The organism is Micromonospora sp. DT47 (genome assembly GCF_049844475.1).
Classification (GTDB): domain Bacteria; phylum Actinomycetota; class Actinomycetes; order Mycobacteriales; family Micromonosporaceae; genus Micromonospora.
Window position 1 is genome coordinate 252,141 of record NZ_JBNCLC010000002.1, and the last position, 17,873, is coordinate 270,013.

General features: G+C 74.1%; 17 protein-coding genes. 6 read left to right on the forward strand and 11 right to left on the reverse strand.

Features of this window, described 5'->3' with window-relative positions; all coding sequences use genetic code 11:
- Nucleotides 1–51: 51 nt before the first annotated feature.
- The gene (locus ACLQ2U_RS03780) at nt 52–1,248 is read left to right on the forward strand and encodes a hypothetical protein (RefSeq protein ID WP_425749106.1); all 1,197 of its coding nucleotides are present in this window, start codon (nt 52–54) and stop codon (nt 1,246–1,248) included.
- A 105-nt stretch (nt 1,249–1,353) separates the two neighbouring features.
- Here ACLQ2U_RS03780 and dxs read toward each other — a convergent pair whose 3' ends face one another.
- The 4 genes from dxs to ACLQ2U_RS03800 all read right to left on the reverse strand — a co-directional run bounded on the left by dxs (nt 1,354) and on the right by ACLQ2U_RS03800 (nt 7,854).
- On the reverse strand, nt 1,354–3,303 hold the full coding sequence (gene dxs / locus ACLQ2U_RS03785) for a 1-deoxy-D-xylulose-5-phosphate synthase (RefSeq protein ID WP_425749107.1): 1,950 nt from the start codon (nt 3,301–3,303) through the stop codon (nt 1,354–1,356).
- Between the two features lie 70 nt (nt 3,304–3,373).
- Nucleotides 3,374–4,534: an anhydro-N-acetylmuramic acid kinase gene (locus ACLQ2U_RS03790; protein ID WP_425749108.1), complete on the reverse strand. Its 1,161-nt coding sequence runs from the start codon at nt 4,532–4,534 to the stop codon at nt 3,374–3,376.
- Between the two features lie 9 nt (nt 4,535–4,543).
- Nucleotides 4,544–5,794, reverse strand: coding sequence for a class I SAM-dependent RNA methyltransferase (locus ACLQ2U_RS03795; RefSeq protein WP_425749109.1), 1,251 nt, complete (start codon nt 5,792–5,794; stop codon nt 4,544–4,546).
- Complete coding sequence (locus tag ACLQ2U_RS03800; RefSeq protein ID WP_425749110.1) at nt 5,791–7,854, reverse strand: APC family permease; 2,064 nt, start codon at nt 7,852–7,854, stop codon at nt 5,791–5,793. Before ACLQ2U_RS03800 ends, ACLQ2U_RS03795 begins: the two co-directional genes overlap by 4 nt.
- Nucleotides 7,855–8,015: 161 nt before the next feature.
- Here ACLQ2U_RS03800 and ACLQ2U_RS03805 point away from each other — a divergent pair, with 161 nt between their 5' ends.
- Both ACLQ2U_RS03805 and ACLQ2U_RS03810 read left to right on the forward strand, forming a co-directional pair.
- Nucleotides 8,016–8,681, forward strand: a complete 666-nt coding sequence (locus ACLQ2U_RS03805; protein ID WP_425749111.1) for a potassium channel family protein — start codon at nt 8,016–8,018, stop codon at nt 8,679–8,681.
- Between the two features lie 3 nt (nt 8,682–8,684).
- The gene (locus ACLQ2U_RS03810) at nt 8,685–9,374 is read left to right on the forward strand and encodes a potassium channel family protein (protein WP_425749112.1); all 690 of its coding nucleotides are present in this window, start codon (nt 8,685–8,687) and stop codon (nt 9,372–9,374) included.
- Nucleotides 9,375–9,397: 23 nt separating this feature from the next.
- Here ACLQ2U_RS03810 and ACLQ2U_RS03815 read toward each other — a convergent pair whose 3' ends face one another.
- The 4 genes from ACLQ2U_RS03815 to dut form a co-directional block, all read right to left on the reverse strand.
- On the reverse strand, nt 9,398–10,081 hold the full coding sequence (locus ACLQ2U_RS03815; protein ID WP_425749113.1) for a DUF3159 domain-containing protein: 684 nt from the start codon (nt 10,079–10,081) through the stop codon (nt 9,398–9,400).
- Nucleotides 10,078–10,458 (reverse strand): OB-fold nucleic acid binding domain-containing protein, encoded by a 381-nt coding sequence (locus tag ACLQ2U_RS03820; RefSeq protein ID WP_425749114.1) that lies wholly within the window; start codon nt 10,456–10,458, stop codon nt 10,078–10,080. The genes ACLQ2U_RS03815 and ACLQ2U_RS03820 overlap by 4 nt, the downstream gene beginning before the upstream one ends.
- Before the next feature lie 194 nt (nt 10,459–10,652).
- Nucleotides 10,653–11,321: a DUF3710 domain-containing protein gene (locus ACLQ2U_RS03825; protein ID WP_425749115.1), complete on the reverse strand. Its 669-nt coding sequence runs from the start codon at nt 11,319–11,321 to the stop codon at nt 10,653–10,655.
- Between the two features lie 25 nt (nt 11,322–11,346).
- Nucleotides 11,347–11,877, reverse strand: coding sequence for a dUTP diphosphatase (gene dut / locus ACLQ2U_RS03830; RefSeq protein ID WP_425749116.1), 531 nt, complete (start codon nt 11,875–11,877; stop codon nt 11,347–11,349).
- Between the two features lie 84 nt (nt 11,878–11,961).
- Here dut and ACLQ2U_RS03835 point away from each other — a divergent pair, with 84 nt between their 5' ends.
- Nucleotides 11,962–12,462, forward strand: coding sequence for a DUF3093 domain-containing protein (locus tag ACLQ2U_RS03835; RefSeq protein ID WP_425749117.1), 501 nt, complete (start codon nt 11,962–11,964; stop codon nt 12,460–12,462).
- Between the two features lie 18 nt (nt 12,463–12,480).
- Here the strand turns inward: ACLQ2U_RS03835 and ACLQ2U_RS03840 are convergent, their stop codons facing one another.
- Together ACLQ2U_RS03840 and ACLQ2U_RS03845 are read right to left on the reverse strand one after the other, a co-directional pair.
- Nucleotides 12,481–13,248: a hypothetical protein gene (locus ACLQ2U_RS03840; RefSeq protein ID WP_425749118.1), complete on the reverse strand. Its 768-nt coding sequence runs from the start codon at nt 13,246–13,248 to the stop codon at nt 12,481–12,483.
- A gap of 348 nt (nt 13,249–13,596) precedes the next feature.
- Entirely contained in the window at nt 13,597–13,893 is a 297-nt protein-coding gene (locus ACLQ2U_RS03845; RefSeq protein ID WP_067315205.1) for a DUF4193 domain-containing protein, read from the reverse strand.
- 436 nt (nt 13,894–14,329) lie between these two features.
- On the opposite strand from ACLQ2U_RS03845, the gene ACLQ2U_RS03850 reads away from it, so the two are divergent.
- Nucleotides 14,330–14,842 (forward strand): LytR C-terminal domain-containing protein, encoded by a 513-nt coding sequence (locus tag ACLQ2U_RS03850; RefSeq protein WP_425749332.1) that lies wholly within the window; start codon nt 14,330–14,332, stop codon nt 14,840–14,842.
- Between the two features lie 128 nt (nt 14,843–14,970).
- On the opposite strand, the gene ACLQ2U_RS03855 is transcribed toward ACLQ2U_RS03850, so the two are convergent.
- Nucleotides 14,971–15,789 (reverse strand): inositol monophosphatase family protein, encoded by an 819-nt coding sequence (locus ACLQ2U_RS03855; RefSeq protein ID WP_425749119.1) that lies wholly within the window; start codon nt 15,787–15,789, stop codon nt 14,971–14,973.
- A gap of 283 nt (nt 15,790–16,072) precedes the next feature.
- On the opposite strand from ACLQ2U_RS03855, the gene ACLQ2U_RS03860 reads away from it, so the two are divergent.
- Entirely contained in the window at nt 16,073–17,680 is a 1,608-nt protein-coding gene (locus tag ACLQ2U_RS03860) for an RNA polymerase sigma factor (RefSeq protein ID WP_425749120.1), read from the forward strand.
- Nucleotides 17,681–17,873: the final 193 nt, after the last annotated feature.

Sequence of the window (17,873 nt, forward strand, 5' to 3'; positions counted from 1 at the left end):
CGTACTATGTCAGCTTCCGACAACGACGGGCGAGCGATCGGGGGCGTACAGGTGGCATCAGCGTGCCGCCGCGGCGGGATCGCCGCCGCGCTGCTCGCGGTGGCGCTGGCCGCGACGGCCTGCGGCCCGGTCACCGAGCGCCAGGCCCGGGAGCTGCGGGTCGGCTACGACAGCCTGGACGGCACGCTCGCGGTCTGGCCGCCACGCGGCTCGCTCGCCGGTGACCCCGCCGCGACGGCGGCGGTGACCGAGGCGGTCCGCGCCTGGCGGTCGCCGATCGACGACCGGGCGCACCTGCCCTCCTCCGGCATCCTCTGGTCGGGGGAGGTCGTCGGGGCTCCGCTGGCCCTGGTCGCCGCCGACGTGCCCGGCGAGGGCGCCTCCTGGCTGCTCCAGGTCACCGGCTCCGGCGGCCGGTACGCGGTCACCCGGGCCACCGAGTACACCGACCCCGGCTACCTCGCCTACGCCGACGTGCTCCCGGTGCAGCTGGCCGACGGCCGGCACTACCTCACCTCGGGCCGGGTGGAGCGGCTGCTCGGCCCGAACGGCCGCGCGCTGGTGGTGACCGACGGGCTCACCGGCCGGGTCGGCGTGCCGGCCTGCGCGGCGGTGCCGGTGACCGCGACGCTGCGGGCCACCGAGTCGCTGCCCCGCGGCCGGGCCGCGGACCGGCTGCTCGACCTCGGCACCGCCACCACCGACCCCCGCTACCCGCTGGTCCGGGACGAGACCGGCTCCGGCCGGCGGGCCCTCGACGGGCTGGACACCTGCGTGCTCGCCGGCGACCAGGGGCCGTTCGGCAGCATCCCGCGCCGGATCGGCGACCGGGACGCGCCCCGCTCGGCGCCGGAGTCGTGGCCGATGGAGAAGGTGGCGGTCCGGGCGGTCGGTGAGATGGCCCTGGGCGGCGGGGACGACCCGGGCGACCTGGAGCAGCTCACCTGGGAGACCGGGGCGGGCACGATGACCGCGGTGGTCTACCGCCCGGCCGGCGGTGGCGCCCCGGTGGTCTCGCCGGCCGACCGCTCCAACCCGCTGCAGACGTACGTGCTGCCGGTGCCGGGGCAGCCGCTGGTGGTGCTGACCTGGCGCGCCGCCCGGGACGCCTCGCTCTCGGTGCCCCCGGGCACGCCCCGGCTGGTGGACCGCCCCGGCCTGGCGGTGGTGCCGATGCCCGGCGCGAAGCAGGCGTTCAGCCTGGCCACCGCGGAGAGGACCTACTACCGCTCCGTCGGCGGCCGCTGACCCCGGCCCCGCCGGGGCCGCCCTCGATCGACTCCATGGCGCCGCCGCCGGAGGACGGCGACGGGCGGCCCCGGAACACCGGGACCGCCCGTCGGGGACGCGGAATCAGTTGGCGCTGGCCTCGCCGGCCGGCAGCCGGACCGGCTCCACCGGATGGGCGTCCAGCCCGGAGATCCAGCCGATGACGTCCCGGGCCACGTCCTGGGCGGTCAGCCGCAGGTCGGTGAGGATCTGCGCCCGGGTGCCGTGCGGGTGCCACTCGGCCGGCACGCCGAGGTCGCGCAGCGGGACCCGGACGTCGGCGTCCCGCATCGCCTGGGCCAGCGCGTCGCCGACGCCGCCGACCCGCACACCGTCCTCGACGGTGACCACGAGCCGGTGCCCGGCGGCCAGCTCGACCAGCTCGGCCGGGACCGGGCGGACCCAGCGCGGGTCGACCACGGTGACCCCGTAGCCCTGCTCGGCGAGGCGGGCGGCGACCTCCATGCCGAGCTGGCCGAAGGAGCCGACCGCCACCAGCAGCACGTCGGTACGGGCCGACTCGGCCAGCACGTCGACCGTGCCGACCCGGCGGACCGCCGGCAGGTCGGCGGCGACGGTGCCGGTCGGGAAGCGGACGATGGTCGGTCCGTCGTCGACCGCCACCGCCTCGCGCAGCTCCTCGCGGAGGCTGCCGGCGTCCCGGGGCGCGGCGATCCGCAGGCCGGGCACCACCCCGAAGACGGACATGTCCCAGATGCCGTAGTGGCTCGGCCCGTCCGGGCCGGTGATGCCGGCCCGGTCCAGCACGAAGGTCACCGGCAGCTTGTGCATCGCCACGTCCAGCAGGACCTGGTCGAAGGCGCGGTTGAGGAACGTCGCGTAGACCGCCACCACCGGGTGCAGCCCGCCCATCGCCAGGCCGGCCGCCGAGGTGGCGGCGTGCTGCTCGGCGATGCCGACGTCGTACACCCGGTCGGGGTGCTTGCGGGCCAGCGCGGCGATGCCGGTCGGCTCGGCCATCGCGGCGGTGATCCCCACCACGTCGGGCCGCTCGTCGGCGATCGCCACCAGCTCCTCGGCGAAGACCTGGGTCCACTTCACCGACGGGGCGGCGAGCAGCCGGCCGGTCTCGGCGTCGAAGGCGCCCGGGCCGTGCAGGCAGTCCGCCTCGTCCTCCTCGGCCGGGCGGTAGCCGTAGCCCTTGCGGGTGACCGCGTGCACGATCACCGGGCCGCCGAAATTCTTCGCGGCGCGCAGCGACGACTCGACCGCGGCGATGTCGTGCCCGTCGACCGGGCCGACGTACTTGATGCCGAGGTCCTCGAACATCGCCTGCGGCGCGACCGCGTCCTTGATGCCCCTCTTGACCGCGTGCAGCACCTCGTACATCGGCTTGCCGACCAGCGGGGTGGAGCCGAGGGCGTCCTTGACCGCGTCCAGGACCTTCTCGTAGCCCGGGTTGAGCCGCAGCGAGGAGAGGTGGTCGGCCAGGCCGCCGATGGTCGGCGCGTACGACCGGCCGTTGTCGTTGACCACGATCACCAGCGGGTTGCCGGCGGCCGCGATGTTGTTCAGCGCCTCCCAGCACATGCCGCCGGTCAGCGCGCCGTCGCCGACGACCGCGACCACGCTGCGCTGCTCGCCGCGCAGGGCGTACGCCTTGGCCAGGCCGTCGGCGTAGGAGAGGGCGGTGGAGGCGTGCGAGTTCTCGATCAGGTCGTGCTCGCTCTCCGCCTGGCTGGGGTAGCCGGAGAGCCCGCCGCGCTGGCGGAGCTTGTCGAAGCCCTCCTGCCGGCCGGTGAGGATCTTGTGTACGTACGACTGATGGCCGGTGTCGAACAGGAGCCGGTCCCGGGGAGAGTCGAACACCCGGTGCATGGCGAGCGTCAGCTCCACCACCCCGAGGTTGGGTCCGACGTGCCCGCCGGTGCGGGAGACCTTGGCGATCAGGAAGTCACGGATCTCGGCGGCGAGGACATCCAGTTCCTCGGCGGACATCCGCTTGACGTCCTGCGGACCGCGCACCGTGGCCAGCAGCCGGCCGTGGTTGGCCGTGTCCTCTTCAACACTCATGACGAGAGAGTCTATCGGCCGCCCGCAGCACCGCAGCTCGGCCGTGGATCATCCCAGGTGGCTCCCAGGATCACCGGTCGACGACCAGCCGGCGCGGCGGCGTGGGCGGGGTGCCGCCGTACGGCGGGCCGGCCGGGGTCCAGGAGCCCAGCACGGCGGCCCGCCGGGCGCCGGTCACCGAGGGGACCGCGCCCGGCAGGCCGTGCCAGGAGAGCCAGCCGAGCAGGGCGAACGCGTACGCCTCCTTGGCCTGGGCCGGGACGCCCAGCTCGTCGGTGGTGCGCAGCCGCCACCGCCCCGCGCCGAGGGCGGCCAGCCGGCCGAGCAGTGTGGGATTGCGCACTCCGCCACCGGCGGCGACCACCTCGGTCACCCGGTGCCGGTCGCACTCCGCGGCCACCGTCCGGGCGGTCAACTCGGTCAGCGTGGCCAGCACGTCGTCCGGGGCGACCGGCTCGCCCAGCGCGGCCAGCCGGTCGTCCAGGTAGCCGGCGTGGAAGAGCTCCTTGCCGGTGGACTTGGGCGACGGCGCGGCGTAGTAGGGCTCGGCGAGCAGCGCGTCCAGCAGGGCGGGGTGCACCCGGCCGGCCGCGGCCCGGGCGCCGTCCAGGTCGCAGGGGCGGCCCAGCAGCCGCCGGGCCGCCGCGTCGAGCAGCGCGTTGGCCGGGCCCACGTCGTACCCGAGGACCGGGGCGCCCGGCGCGACCACGGTGAGGTTGGCGATGCCGCCCAGGTTGAGCGCCGCCCGCGGCCCGGCGGCCGGGTCGAGCAGCAGCGCGTCGAAGGCCGGCACCAGCGGCGCGCCCTGCCCGCCCGCGGCGACGTCCGCCGACCGCAGGTCCGACAGCACCGGTACGCCCACCCGCTCGGCCACCCGCGCCGGGGCGCCCAGCTGGAGGGTCCCCCGGATGACGCCGCCGTCCACCCAGTGGAAGACGGTCTGGCCGGGCGAGACGACGGCGTCGACCCGCCCGCCGGCCAGCTCCACGCCGAGCGCGGCGGCGTCGGCGAAGACCGCGCCGAGGGCGTTGTCGAGCCGGCAGACCGCCTCGATGGTGGTGGCCGCCGGGGGCAGCAGCGCGCCGATCCGCTCGCGCAGCACGTCGTCGTAGTCCAGCCCGCGGTGGCCCAGCGGGCGCAGCCGCAGCGTCTCCCCGTCGGCGGTGAACTCGGCCGCGACCACGTCCACCCCGTCGTACGAGGTGCCGGACATCAACCCGACGATCTTCATCGGGCCAGGCTAACCAGCCGGCGGCAGGAGCAGCCCGACCAGCTCCATGTGCTGGGTCATCGGGAACAGGTCGAACCCGCGCAGCGCGGCCAGCCGCCAGCCGAGCCCGGTGAAGGTGCGCACGTCCCGGGCGAACGCGGCCGGGTCGCACGCCACGTACGCGACCGCGCGCGGACCGGCGGCGACCACGTCCCGCACCACCGGCGCGCCCGCGCCGGAGCGGGGAGGGTCGAGCACCACCAGGTCGACCGGGCCGGTCACCCGGCGGCGGGCCAGCGCGGCCTCCACCCGGGCGGCCACCACCTCCACCCGGGGCAGGTCGGCCAGGTTCTCCCGGGCGGCGGCGACCCCCTGCGCGGAGGACTCGACCAGGGTGATCCGGGCGTCCGGCCCGACCCGGCCGGCGAGCGCGGCGGCGAAGAGCCCGGCGCCGCCGTACAGGTCCCAGGCGGACTCGCCGGGACGCGGGTCGAGCAGGTCCAGCACGGCCCCGACCAGCGCGTCGGCGGCGGCCGGATGGACCTGCCAGAAGCCGGCGGCGGGCAGCGCCCAGTCCCGGCCGGCGGCGCGCTCGCGGACCGTCTCCGGCCCGCTGACCGGGCTGGCCACCCCGTCGACGACGGCGGCGACGCTGACGTCGCCGCCGGTGGAGGCGATCGTCTCGACCGCCTCGGCGTCCGGCCAGCGGGTCGGGGTGAGCACCGGCAGCTCCTGGATCGCCGGGTGGGCGATCAGGCAGCGGTCGATCGGGACCACCTCGTGCGAGCGGTGCTTGAGCAGCCCGGCGCGGCCGGTCGCGTCGACCGCGTAGCGGACCCGGGACCGCCAGCCGAGCGGCCCGCCGGGCAGTGCCTCGACGGTGACGCCGAGCGCTTCCAGCTCGGCGTCGGTGAGCCCGCCGAGCCGGGTGAGCTGCTCCCGGACCACCGCGGCCTTCCAGGTCAGCTGGGCGGCGGGCGCGACGTGCTGCACGTCGCAGCCGCCGCAGCGGCCCGGCCTCGCGTACGGGCAGGGGGCCTGCACCCGGTCCGGGGAGGGGTCGAGGATCTCGACGGCGTCGGCGCGGGCGAAACCCTTGTGCAGCTCGGTGACCTCGGCCAGCACCCGCTCGCCGGGCAGCGCGTGCCGGACGAAGACCACCTGGCCGTCGACCCGGGCCACGCAGTGCCCGCCCGGGGCGACCGCGCCGACGGTCAGCTCGACCCGCTCGGCCTCCTCCAGCCCCGGCCGCTCGCCGGTCGGCACCGCGTCGCCGGTCACGGCCGCTCCCCCGGGCCGTTCTCGCCGGACGGGGAGGTGACCACCGGCGGGACGCTCGGCGGCAGGGTGCTGAGCGGCGCCACCCGCGGCCCTCGGGCGGGGGTACGGCTCAGGGTGGCGTCCATGCGGTCCAGGTTCTTGCTGGCGGTCGAGGCGAGCTGCCACGGCACGCTGGTCACCATGACACCCGGCTCGAAGAGCAGCCGGCCCTTGAGCCGCAGCGCGCTCTGGTTGTGCAGCAGGTTCTCCCACCAGCGGCCGACCACGTACTCGGGGATGAAGACGGTGACCACGTCCCGGGGCGAGGCCCGGCGGGTGGAGGCGACGAAGTTCAGGATCGGTCGGGTGATCTCCCGGTACGGCGAGTCGACGACGGTCAGCGGGACGGGCAGCTCGCGCCGATCCCACTCCTCCTGGAGCTGCCGGGTGTCCTTCTCGTCGACGTTCACGGTCACCGCGGTGAGCGTGTCCGGCCGGGTGGCCCGGGCGTACGCGATGGCCCGCAGGGTCGGCTGGTGCAGCTTGCTGACCAGCACGATGGCGTGGTTGCGGGCGGGCAGCACGCCCCGGACCTCGGTCGGTTCCAGCTCGGCGGCGACCCGGTCGTAGTGCCGCCGGATGGCCAGCATCAGCCCGTAGATCACCGCCATCGCGGCGATGGCGATCCAGGCGCCGAGCAGGAACTTGGTGATCAGCACGATGACCAGCACGGTGCCGGTCATCACCATGCCGAAGCTGTTGATCGCCCGGGAGCGGATCATCCGGCGGCGCGCCTCCGGGTCCCGCTCGCGGCGCAGGTGCCGGTTCCAGTGCCGGATCATGCCGGCCTGGGAGAGCGTGAAGGAGACGAACACCCCGACGATGTAGAGCTGGATCAGCCGGGTCACCTCGGCCTGGAAGCCGACGATCAGCACGATCGCGAAGACGGCGAGGAAGACGATGCCGTTGGAGAAGGCCAGCCGGTCGCCCCGGGTGTGCAGCTGCCGGGGCAGGTAGCGGTCCTGCGCCAGGATCGAGCCGAGCACCGGGAAGCCGTTGAAGGCGGTGTTGGCGGCCAGGAAGAGGATCAGCGCGGTCATCCCGGCGACCACGTAGAGCAGCACCGAGCCGGAGCCGAAGACCGTCTCGCCGAGCTGGGCGGTGACGGTCTTCTGCACGTACCCGTCCGGGCCGGAGATGATCTGCGACGGGTCCTCGACGAACTGCAGGCCGGTCAGCCGGGCCAGCCAGATGATGCCGACCAGCATGGCCACCGAGATCGTGCCGAGCAGCAGCAGGGTGGTCGCCGCGTTGCGGCTCTTCGGCGCCTTGAACGCCGGCACCCCGTTGGAGATCGCCTCCACACCGGTGAGCGCGGCGCAGCCCGAGGAGAAGGTACGCAGCAGCAGGAAGACCAGCGCGAAGCCGGTCACGCTGTGCTCCGCCTGGATCTCCAGCCCGGCGCTGGGCGCGTGCAGGTCGTCGCCGAGCACGAAGAACCGGACCAGGCCGGTGAGGATCATCCCGACCATCACGATGATGAAGCCGTAGGTAGGGATGGCGAACGCGGTGCCGGACTCACGCAGGCCGCGCAGGTTCATCGCGGTGAGCAGCACCACCGCGGTGACCGCGATCAGCACCTTGTGGGTGGCCACGAACGGCACCACCGAGCCGAGGTTCGCCACCCCGGAGGAGACCGACACCGCGACCGTGAGCACGTAGTCGACCAGCAGCGCGCTGGCCACCGCGAGCCCCGCCCGGGGCCCGAGGTTGACCGTCGCCACCTCGTAGTCGCCACCCCCCGAGGGGTACGCGTGCACGTTCTGCCGGTAGCTGGCCACCACGGTGAGCATCACCACGACGACCGCCAGGGCGATCCACGGCGAGAACAGGAACGCCGACGCGCCCGCGATGGAGAGCGTCAGCAGGATCTCGTCGGGCGCGTACGCGACGCTGGAGAGGGCGTCGGAGGCGAAGACCGGCAGCGCGATGCGCTTGGGGAGGAGGGTGTGTTGGAGCCGGTCGGACCGGAACGGTCGACCGAGGAGGAGTCGCTTCAGCAGCGAGGTGGGACTGGCCACAAGCGCTAAGGGTACGACCAACCCGCCCCGGTTGGTGGGGGTGCCTGATCACCCCCGCTCCCGCCCGCGCGGTACGGTCGGTCCCCCGCCGGCGCACCGGACGTGGCAGGCTCGCAGAGAACAGGCCCGCCGGTGACGGGCGGCACCTTGGGAGGGGCACCGTGCATGTCGTGATCATGGGTTGTGGTCGGGTCGGCTCGACCCTGGCCCACAGCCTGGAGTCCCGGGGTCACTCGGTGGCCGTGATCGACCAGGATGCCGACGCGTTCCGCCGCCTCGGCCCCGACTTCGCCGGCATCACCGTCACCGGCGCCGGTTTCGACGGCGAGGTGCTGCGGCAGGCCGGCATCGAGCGCGCGGACGCCTTCGCCGCGGTGTCCAGCGGCGACAACTCCAACATCATCTCGGCCCGGCTGGCCCGCGAGACGTTCGGCGTCTCCCGGGTCGCGGCCCGGATCTACGACCAGCGCCGCGCCCAGGTCTACGAGCGGCTCGGCATCCCCACCGTGGCCACCGTCCGCTGGACGGCCGACCGGATGTTGCGGCACCTCGTCCCCGAGGGCAACGTGGAGATCTTCCGGGACCCGACGAGCACCGTCTCGATCATGGAGGTGCCGGTGCACAAGGACTGGATCGGCCGGCCGCTGCGCCAGCTGGAGGAGGCCGCCGGCGCCCGGGTGGCGTACCTGACCCGGTTCGGCATCGGCACGCTGCCCACCGCGTCCACCGTCGTGCAGGAGGGTGACCAGCTCTACGTGCTGGTCACCGACGACATCGTCGCCTCGGTCACCGCGGTGGCCGCGACGCCGCCCGAAGGAGGGCACTGAGCCATGCGGATCGCCATCGCCGGCGCCGGCAACGTGGGCCGCTCGATCGCTCAGGAGCTGATCGACAACGGCCACCAGGTGATGCTGATCGAGCGCCAGCCCAAGATGCTCCGGCCGGACCGGGTCCCCACCGCCGACTGGGTGCTGGCCGACGCCTGCGAGCTGGCCAGCCTGGAGGAGGCGAACATCGCCGGCTGCGACGTGGTGGTCGCGGCCACCGGTGACGACAAGGTCAACCTGGTGGTGTCGCTGCTGGCCAAGACCGAGTTCGCGGTGCCCCGGGTGGTGGCCCGGGTCAACCGGGCCGAGAACGAGTGGCTCTTCACCGAGCAGTGGGGCGTCGACGTGGCGGTCAGCAAGCCGCGGGTGATGGCCGCACTGGTCGAGGAGGCGGTCACCGTCGGCGACCTGGTCCGGCTGATGACCTTCCGGCAGGGCGAGGCGAACCTGGTCGAGATCACCCTGCCGCCGACCGCGCCGTACGTCGGCCAGCCGATCCACGCGGTGCCGATCCCACGGGACGCCGCGCTGGTGGCGATCCTGCGCGGCAAGCGGGTGCTGGTGCCCAGCCCGGACGACCCGATCGAGGCCGGCGACGAGCTGATCTTCGTCTGCACCGCCGAGGTGGAGGACGAGGTCCGCACGGTGATCCTGGGCGCGGACAGCGTCGAGCGGACCCGTCGCAAGGGCTGAGCCCGGGGCCGCCCGGCAGGGGCTCAGGCCCCCGGCAGGGGCTGCGGTGCCGTCTCCCGGGTCACCCGGCGCACGGTCCAGACGGTGATCAGCAGCAGCAGCGCGTACGGCGGGTAGCCCAGCGCCAGTCGGGCCACGCCCAGCGCGGTGTCCTGGTGGGCCAGATAGAGGGCCGCCTGCACGCCGACCTTGGCCAGCCAGACCACCCCCCAGAGCACGGTGAGCTGGGTGAAGGTGCGCACCAGGCGCGGGTCGTCACGCCACTCGGAGCGCCCCTTGGCGACCAGCACCGACCAGATCCAGCCCACCAGGGGCTGGCGGAGGGCCGCCGAGGCCAGCAGGGCCAGCCCGTAGCCGATGCCGTAGAGGATGCCGGGGAGGTAGAAGTCCCGCTCGTCGCCGGTCCGCCAGGCGATGGCCGCGCCGACGGCGATGCCGAAGAGCCCGTTGACCGCGTGCCGCACCGGACGGCGCTGGACCAACCGGACCACGGCGATCAGCAGCGCCACCGCGACCGAGGCGATCACCGCGGGCCGCAGCTCGCCGACGACGTTGGCGAGCACGAAGACCACCACCGGGATGCTGGACTCGACCAGCCCCCGCCAACCGCCGAGCTGGTCGGCCATCTGCTCGGCGATGCTGGGCAGCCGCTCGTCGTCCTGGGGACCGGTCGCCGGCCCGGTCGTCCGGTGCTGTCCCGTCGTCACTTCGGCGACTCCAGCTCGTAGTACGGGTTGTAGATGACCTTGCGATCGTCCCGGACCGACACCCGGCCGCGCGCGGTCAGGTGCCGCCCGGGCTCGATGCCGGCGATGTGCCGCCGGCCCAGCCACACCAGCGTCACCACGTCGCTGCCGTCGTAGAGGTCGGCCTCCAGCGTCGGCAGGTTGGTTCGCGGGGTGTAGACCACGGTGCGCAGCCGCCCGGCGACCGAGACCACCTGGCCCCGCATGCACTGCCGGGCCGGCACGCCGCCGGACTCGGCGCTCTCCCGTTGCAGCTCCTGGGCCTCGATCTCGGCCTCGCTCGCGGTGAGCCGTTGCAGGATGCGCCGTAGCGACACCCGGCCCTGGTCGGTCGACATGACCTCCGCGTCACCTCTCCACGCTGGCCGGCCCGCGCCGGCAGTGGCCCGGCCCCGGGATGCCGGGACCGTCCCGCCAGCGTACGCCGAGCCGGCGTCGGGGCGGGTCCGGCGTCCGGGCGGACCCGGGGCGGACATGCACCGGGCCCGGTACCGACGCGCTGACGTCGGTGCCGGGCCCGGTGGACGGCGGATCAGGCCTCGCGCGGGGCAGGGGCCGGGGCGGCGTCGTCGCCGGCCTGCTCGGCGACCTCACGGGGCAGGCGCAGCGGCAGCGGCTCGCGCACCGGCTTCGCCTCGTGCCCCCGGTCGACCACGAGGCCGTCCAGGCACTGCGCCAGCAGACCGGCCGCGGCCGGGTTGGTCGCAGCGACGCCCTGGAAGACCCCGCGGACCATCCAGCGCGGCCCGTCGACGCCGACGAAGCGCAGGTCGGTCAGGCCGTCCGGGGTGCGGACCCGGGCGTGCAGCTCGGTGCCGTACTCCCCCTCGGCCTCCTGGGCGGTGGCGCCGTCGGCGAACAGGGACTGCCGGATCTCCTCGCGCACCTCGTCCCAGATGCCCTCCGAGCGGGGCGCGGCGAAAACGCCGAGCTGGAGCGCGCTGTCCCCGTGCACCAGCACGACCTGCTGGATCACGCCCTCCGGGTCGGCCTGCACCCGCACCTCGACCTCGGGCACCGCCGGGATGTGCAGGCTGCCCAGGTCGAGCCGCTGGACGCCGTCCGGCGCCTCGGAGATGTCGTAGGGGCCGCGCACCAGACCCGTCGGGGCCTCCCCGGCGTCGTCGGAGTCGAGGACCTCGGCGGCCCGCACGTCACGGGCGTGCCGCCCGTCACCGGCCCGCTTACGGCTGAAGATCACTGCGTCCACCCTCCGCTGTTCCCACTCACCCTGCCACCTCTTCTGTCCGCCTGCGGACCCAGTCCCGGTCACCGTCTCCGGCCGGGCCCCCGGGCGCCGGCACGAGCCCGGCGTGCCCGCCGGTGGACCCGTGCCCACCGGCCCCGCGCCGGGATTCGGGCAGCTCGGCCACCGGCTGGAAATCGACCCGCTCCACCCGCTGCACAACGAGCTGCGCGATCCGATCGCCACGGGAGATTTTCGCCGGTACGTCCCGATCATGGTTGATCAGGTTGACCATGATCTCACCCCGGTAGCCGGCGTCGACCGTACCGGGCGCGTTGAGCACCGTCACGCCGAGCCTGGCGGCCAGGCCGGAGCGCGGATGGACCAGGCCGACGTACCCCTCCGGCAGGGCCAGCGCCACCCCGGTCGGGACCAGGGCCCGGCCGCCGGGGGGCAGTTCGACGTCCGCGGCGGCCACCAGGTCGGCGCCGGCGTCGCCGGGATGGGCGTACGCGGGCAGCGGCAGCTCCGAATCGAGCTGCCGTACGGGCACGGGTACGACGTGGGTCACGATCTCCCTCTTCCGTCCGGTTCGCGGGGTGACCCTGCCATCCTGCCGGGTCGAGCGGCCGTCGTGCGCCGTACCCTGGCACGAGTGAGCCCGTCGCCTTCCCCGTCGTCGCCGGCTGCGCGCTCCGCGGTGGCCGCGGAGCACTCCGAGCGGCTCGGCCTGCCCTGGTGGTTCTGGCTGTCCGGGCTGGCGCTGGCCGCACTGGCCGCCGCCGAGATCTGGATGGGCGCCTCCGGGGTGCGGGCCTGGCTCCCCTTCGTGCTGCTGGTCCCGGCGACGGCGGCGGGCCTGTGGCGGCTGGGCCGGATCCGGGTGGCGGTCCGCGACGGCGAGTTGTCGGTGGACGACGCCCACCTCCCGGTGCGGTACGTCGCCGACGCGGTGCCGCTGGACGCCGCCGGGCGGCGTGAGGTGCTCGGCGTGGGGTCTGACCCGCTCGCGTTCGTGGTGCAGCGGCCCTGGATCGGCGGCGCGGTGCAGGTGGTCCTGGACGACCCCGCCGACCCGACCCCGTTCTGGGTGGTCAGCAGCCGGCACCCGGTCGAGCTGGCCGGCGCGATCATGGCGGCCCGGCACGCGGCCTGAGCGCGGGCCGCGTCGGGTTCAGGGCAGCGCCGGGCGACCACCGGGCAGCGCGCCATGCTGCTTGCGCAGGTCACGCCGGAGCTGGTCGGCCAGGGTCTTCGTCGCCCGCCGGTTGAGGTAGCTGGCCACCGCGGCACCGGTGAGGAACGGGCCGAGCGTGGTCAGGTTCCGGCCGAACCGCTTGAGCAGGGTGTCCCGCAGCTCCTTGCGGGCGGCGGTGCCGAGCACCGCGCTGACCCCCACCCCGGGCATCATCGGGTTGATCCCCCGCTGGCTGGCCCAGGACTGCACCAGGGCGATCGACCGCTGGGTGCCGGCGGTGGGCAGCGGTACGCGGTAGACCTCGTGCAGCTCGCCGATCAGCTTCAGCTCGATCGCCACCACGGAGACCGTCTCGACGGCCAGCAGCACGGGGGCGGAGAGCAGTGTCGGGGCGACCGTCCACTCCACCGCGGCGACCCCGCCGCCGGCCGCGCCGACCCCGGCGGTGGCCCGGGCGGCGTTGCGGACCAGCCGCTCGGCGAGCGCCTCGTCGTCCAGCCCGGGGAAGTGCCGGCGCAGGGTGGCCAGGTCACGGATCGGTATGTGCGGCGCGACGTCGGCGACCGTGTCGGTCATCCAGTGCAGCGCGGCCTTCGGCTTGAACAGGTCGGCCAGCCCGCGGGCGCGCGCCTGGCCGACCAGCCGGGTGAGCAGCTGCCGGCGGCGGGCCGGCTCGATGTCGTCGGCAGTCAGCGCCGCCACGGTGGCACCCAGCTCGTCGCCGGCCCGGTCCGCCGGATCCACTGACGCGAGGCCGGTCCCCCCGCCCGGTGCGTCCGGCTCCGGGCCGGCGGGCGACCCGACGGAACCCGGCCCGGGCTCCGGGGTGCCGGGCTCTGCGCCCGGACGCGCCGGGGCCTCCGCCCGCGGGGACGCGCCGGTCCCGGAGTGCGGCCCGGCACCGGCCCGCGGACCGGCCGCGACGGGTCCCTCGCTCCGTTCGCCGTGCTCGCTCATGCGCCCGACCTCCCGAGACTCCGTCGGCGTGATGTCTGCCCGCTACGAGTCAAGCAGCTCCGCGCCGCCCCCGCACGGCAGCTCGAGCAGCGGCGGCCCCGCCAGGGAGGCCGCCGCCGGTGTGTGGATGACGGGTCAGACGCACTCGCGGCAGATCAGGTCGCCGTTGCGCTCGACCGCCAGCTGGCTGCGGTGGTGGACCAGGAAGCAGCGGCCGCACCGGAACTCGTCCTGCTGCATCGGGAGGACCTTCACGGTCAGCTCTTCGTCGGCCAGATCGGCACCGGGCAGCTCGAAGCTCTCGGCCACCTCGGCCTCGTCGACGTCCACGGCGCCCGACTGTGAGTCGACCCGCCGGGCCTTGAGCTCTTCCAGGCTGTCCTCGCCGAGGTCGACCTCGTCGCGACGCGGGGCGTCGTAGTCGGTGGCCATCGGTTTCACTCTCCAATATCGATATTGTCGCTTCCGGTTGTAACGCCGGACGACGCTGTTTCGGTTCCCGCTGGCCGGCCACCATTTGTGTCGGTCACCCGACGTGACAGCCGTGCGGGCCGAGGCCGCCAGGAGAACTTTCCCCAGCGAGCGCGGAACCTTACCCCCCTCACGGGCGAGGCATGTATACCGCCCTCGCGGCAGAGATGTACGCCCCTGCCCCCCGAGTTGTTCCCAATGTGACTCAGGCGACACGAAGATAGGGGTAGTACTACCCGGTTCCCGGATGGCGCGCCGGCATGTCGGACTGTTTCCACGCGACCGCCGGACAACCGTTAACCTCAGCGGCGTACTCGACGGCCGGCGGGGCGGCCTGACCGCCGACGGCCGCCGCCACCACCACTGTCCGGGGAGCGCCCAGATGAGTTTTGCGCGAGTGCGAGCACTCGTTGTCGTCGGTCTGCTGGCGGTCGTCGCCCTGGTCTTCGTCGTCGTCGCGCTGGTGAAGGACACCCAGGGCAAGGGCGGCATCGCCGGGGGCTGCCCGGAGGGCTGGCCACTCGCCGACGTCAGGCTGCGCGAGCAAAAGGACGTGAAGATCAACGTCTACAACGCCACCAACCAGCCCGGCCGGGCCGCCGACGTCGCGGACGACTTCCGCAACCGCAAGTTCCAGGTGAAGAAGGTGGGCAACGCCCCCAAGGCCGTCGACGAGGTGGCCGTGCTGCGCTACGGCCCCAAGGGCGTCGGCTCCGCCCACCTGCTGCGGGCGTACTTCCTCGACAACGCCGACTGGGACTACGACCCGAAGCGCAAGGACGACACCGTCGATGTGGTGCTGGGCAGCGGCTTCCAGCAGCTGGCCACCACCACCGAGGTCAACCAGTCCCTCGGCGACCTGGGCGCGCCCGCCGCCCCGGAGGGCTCCTGCCCGATGCCGGTGAAGTAACTCTCCCCGTCCGACCGGCCCGGGCGGACGAAGGGCCAGATCTCGTCGCCGAATGGGCGGTGTCCCCGGACCCGGGGACACCGCCCATTCCGCACTCCGGGTTCGATCCCCCCGCCCGGCCGGGTCGGTCACGGGCCGCCGGAGGCGTCGAGGTCGGCGAGCCGGGCGTGCAGCGGCCCGAACAGGGCCGGCGGGGCGGCGATCACCAGATCCGGGCCGGCCGGCAGGCCGCGCAGCCCGGTGACCCGCAGGCCCGCCTCGGCGGCGACCAGTCCACCGGCCGCCAGGTCCCAGGCGGCCAGCCCCTTCTCGTAGTACGCGTCCACCCGCCCCTCGGCGGCCAGGCAGAGGTCCAGCGCGGCGGCGCCGAACCGGCGGATGTCCCGTACCTGCGAGATCAGCTCGGCGATCACCCCGGCCTGGTGCGACCGGCGCGCCGGGTCATAGCCGAACCCGGTGGCGACGAGCGCCTGCCCCAGATCGGTCTCGGTGGAGCAGCCCAGCCGCCGCCCGTCGCGCCAGGCCCCGCCGCCCGCGGTGGCGGTCCACTCCTCGCCGGTGAAGAGGTTGCGCACCACGCCCGCGACCACCTCGCCGTCGACCTCGGCGGCCAGCGAGACCGCGCAGTGCGGCAGCCCGTAGAGGTAGTTGACGGTGCCGTCGATCGGGTCGACGATCCAGCGGACCCCGCTGGCCGCCGCAGAGGGCTCCCCGGCGCCGTACTCCTCGCCGAGCACCGCGTCGTCCGGCCGGAGCTTGGCCAGCGCGTCCAGGACCTGCCGCTCGACCGCCCGGTCGGCGGCGGTGACCACGTCGGTGACTGTGCTCTTGGTCGCGGCGACCGACACGCCCTCGGCCCGCATCCGGTATGCGGTGGCCGCCGCGTCCCGGGCCACCTCGACGGCGATCTCCAGCAGTTCCCCCGGCACAGGCGCCGAACGAGTCATGGTTCGTCCCCTTCCCGCACGACTGGAACCTCCGGGATCGCGCGCGGGTATCATCCTTACAAAGTCCACAACTGCGCCCAATCGGCGGTCCCCGACGCCGGTATGCCGTGCGCTGCAGGATGATCGCCGCAGACGGCGTTACAATTCACCCTGCCCACGCGCCACGGACCGCCGCACCGGCCGGCCCGGGACACGGGGGTCCCTCAGACATCGCCTGGCACGGTGCCCCGCGCTGCGCCGGGCGCCCCGGCCGTGCTCGCTCTTCGCCTCCGGAAGGTCATTCGTGACAGAACCCCGCCAGACCGGCGCCGACGTTCGCTCGCTCACCGACACCCTGATCGCGCACGCGCAGAGCGCCGGCGGTCAGTTGACGTCGGCCCAGCTCGCGCGCACCGTCGAGTCCGCTGAGGTGACCCCGGCCCAGGCCAAAAAGATCCTGCGGGCGCTCTCCGAGGCGGGGGTGACCGTGGTCGTGGACGGCTCGGCCAGCACCCGTCGCCGGGTGGCCGCCGCCCGCTCCGCCACGCCGGCGTCCCGGGCCACCACCGCCAAGACCACCAAGAAGGCCGCCGCCCCGGCGCCGAAGCAGGCCCCCGCCGCCGAGGAGGCCCCGGCACCCGCCCCGCGCAAGGCGACCCCCCGCAAAGCCGCCACCACGACGGCCGGGGTGGCCGCCAAGGCCGCCGCGCCGGCCGCCAAGGCGACGAAGTCGACCCGGGCCACCAAGGCGACCGTGGCCGCCGCCGGTGCGACCAAGGCCGCCGGCAAGGCCAAGGGCGAGGGCGCCGAGGGCGACATCGACCCCGAGGCGCTCGCCGCCGAGGTCGAGGACGTGGTGGTCGAGGAGCCGGCCGCGCTGACCAAGGCCGCCGAGACCGACGCCGCCAACTCGGCGACCGACAACGACTTCGAGTGGGACGACGAGGAGTCCGAGGCGCTCAAGCAGGCGCGCCGGGACGCCGAGCTGACCGCCTCCGCGGACTCGGTCCGGGCGTACCTCAAGCAGATCGGCAAGGTCCCGCTGCTCAACGCGGAGCAGGAGGTGGAGCTGGCCAAGCGGATCGAGGCCGGGCTCTACGCCGCCGAGCGGCTGCGCGCCGCCGACGAGGGCGAGGAGAAGCTCACCCGGGACATGGTCCGCGACCTGGGCTGGATCTCCCGGGACGGCGAGCGCGCCAAGAACCACCTCCTCGAGGCCAACCTCCGGCTGGTGGTCTCGCTGGCCAAGCGGTACACCGGCCGCGGCATGGCCTTCCTCGACCTGATCCAGGAGGGCAACCTCGGTCTGATCCGCGCCGTCGAGAAGTTCGACTACACCAAGGGCTACAAGTTCTCCACGTACGCCACCTGGTGGATCCGGCAGGCGATCACCCGGGCGATGGCCGACCAGGCCCGCACCATCCGCATCCCGGTGCACATGGTCGAGGTGATCAACAAGCTCGGCCGGATCCAGCGCGAGCTGCTCCAGGACCTGGGCCGCGAGCCCACCCCGGAGGAGCTGGCCAAGGAGATGGACATCACACCGGAGAAGGTGCTGGAGATCCAGCAGTACGCCCGGGAGCCCATCTCGCTGGACCAGACCATCGGTGACGAGGGCGACAGCCAGCTCGGTGACTTCATCGAGGACTCGGAGGCCGTGGTCGCGGTCGATGCGGTCTCCTTCTCGCTGCTGCAGGACCAGCTCCAGCAGGTGCTGCAGACGCTCTCCGAGCGTGAGGCGGGCGTGGTACGCCTGCGCTTCGGCCTGACCGACGGCCAGCCGCGTACCCTGGACGAGATCGGCCAGGTGTACGGGGTGACCCGGGAGCGGATCCGGCAGATCGAATCCAAGACGATGTCCAAGCTGCGTCACCCGTCCCGCTCGCAGGTGCTCCGCGACTACCTGGACTGACCTTTACCGTCAACCAACCGTGTCGGTTTGACCACCAGCCGTAGAACACTCAAAGGTGATCGGTCGGTTGCCCGTTTGTGATCGTTGACGTGGCACCCTTGGTGCACGGCACACTGTCCCCCTGTCATGTGTGACCTCGGTCGCCCGCGGGCACACAGGGAAGGCATGGCCCGACGAGGGTGTTGCACGATGG

Excerpts from the sequence above, each read along its gene's own strand:
- ACLQ2U_RS03810 (WP_425749112.1), top strand. The coding sequence starts at position 8,685 with ATGCGGATCGCCATCGCCGGCGCCGGCAACGTGGGCCGCTCGATCGCT.
- ACLQ2U_RS03845 (WP_067315205.1), bottom strand. The coding sequence starts at position 13,893 with ATGGCCACCGACTACGACGCCCCGCGTCGCGACGAGGTCGACCTCGGC.
- ACLQ2U_RS03820 (WP_425749114.1), bottom strand. The coding sequence starts at position 10,458 with ATGTCGACCGACCAGGGCCGGGTGTCGCTACGGCGCATCCTGCAACGG.
- dxs (WP_425749107.1), bottom strand. The coding sequence starts at position 3,303 with ATGAGTGTTGAAGAGGACACGGCCAACCACGGCCGGCTGCTGGCCACG.
- ACLQ2U_RS03790 (WP_425749108.1), bottom strand. The coding sequence starts at position 4,534 with ATGAAGATCGTCGGGTTGATGTCCGGCACCTCGTACGACGGGGTGGAC.
- ACLQ2U_RS03855 (WP_425749119.1), bottom strand. The coding sequence starts at position 15,789 with ATGACTCGTTCGGCGCCTGTGCCGGGGGAACTGCTGGAGATCGCCGTC.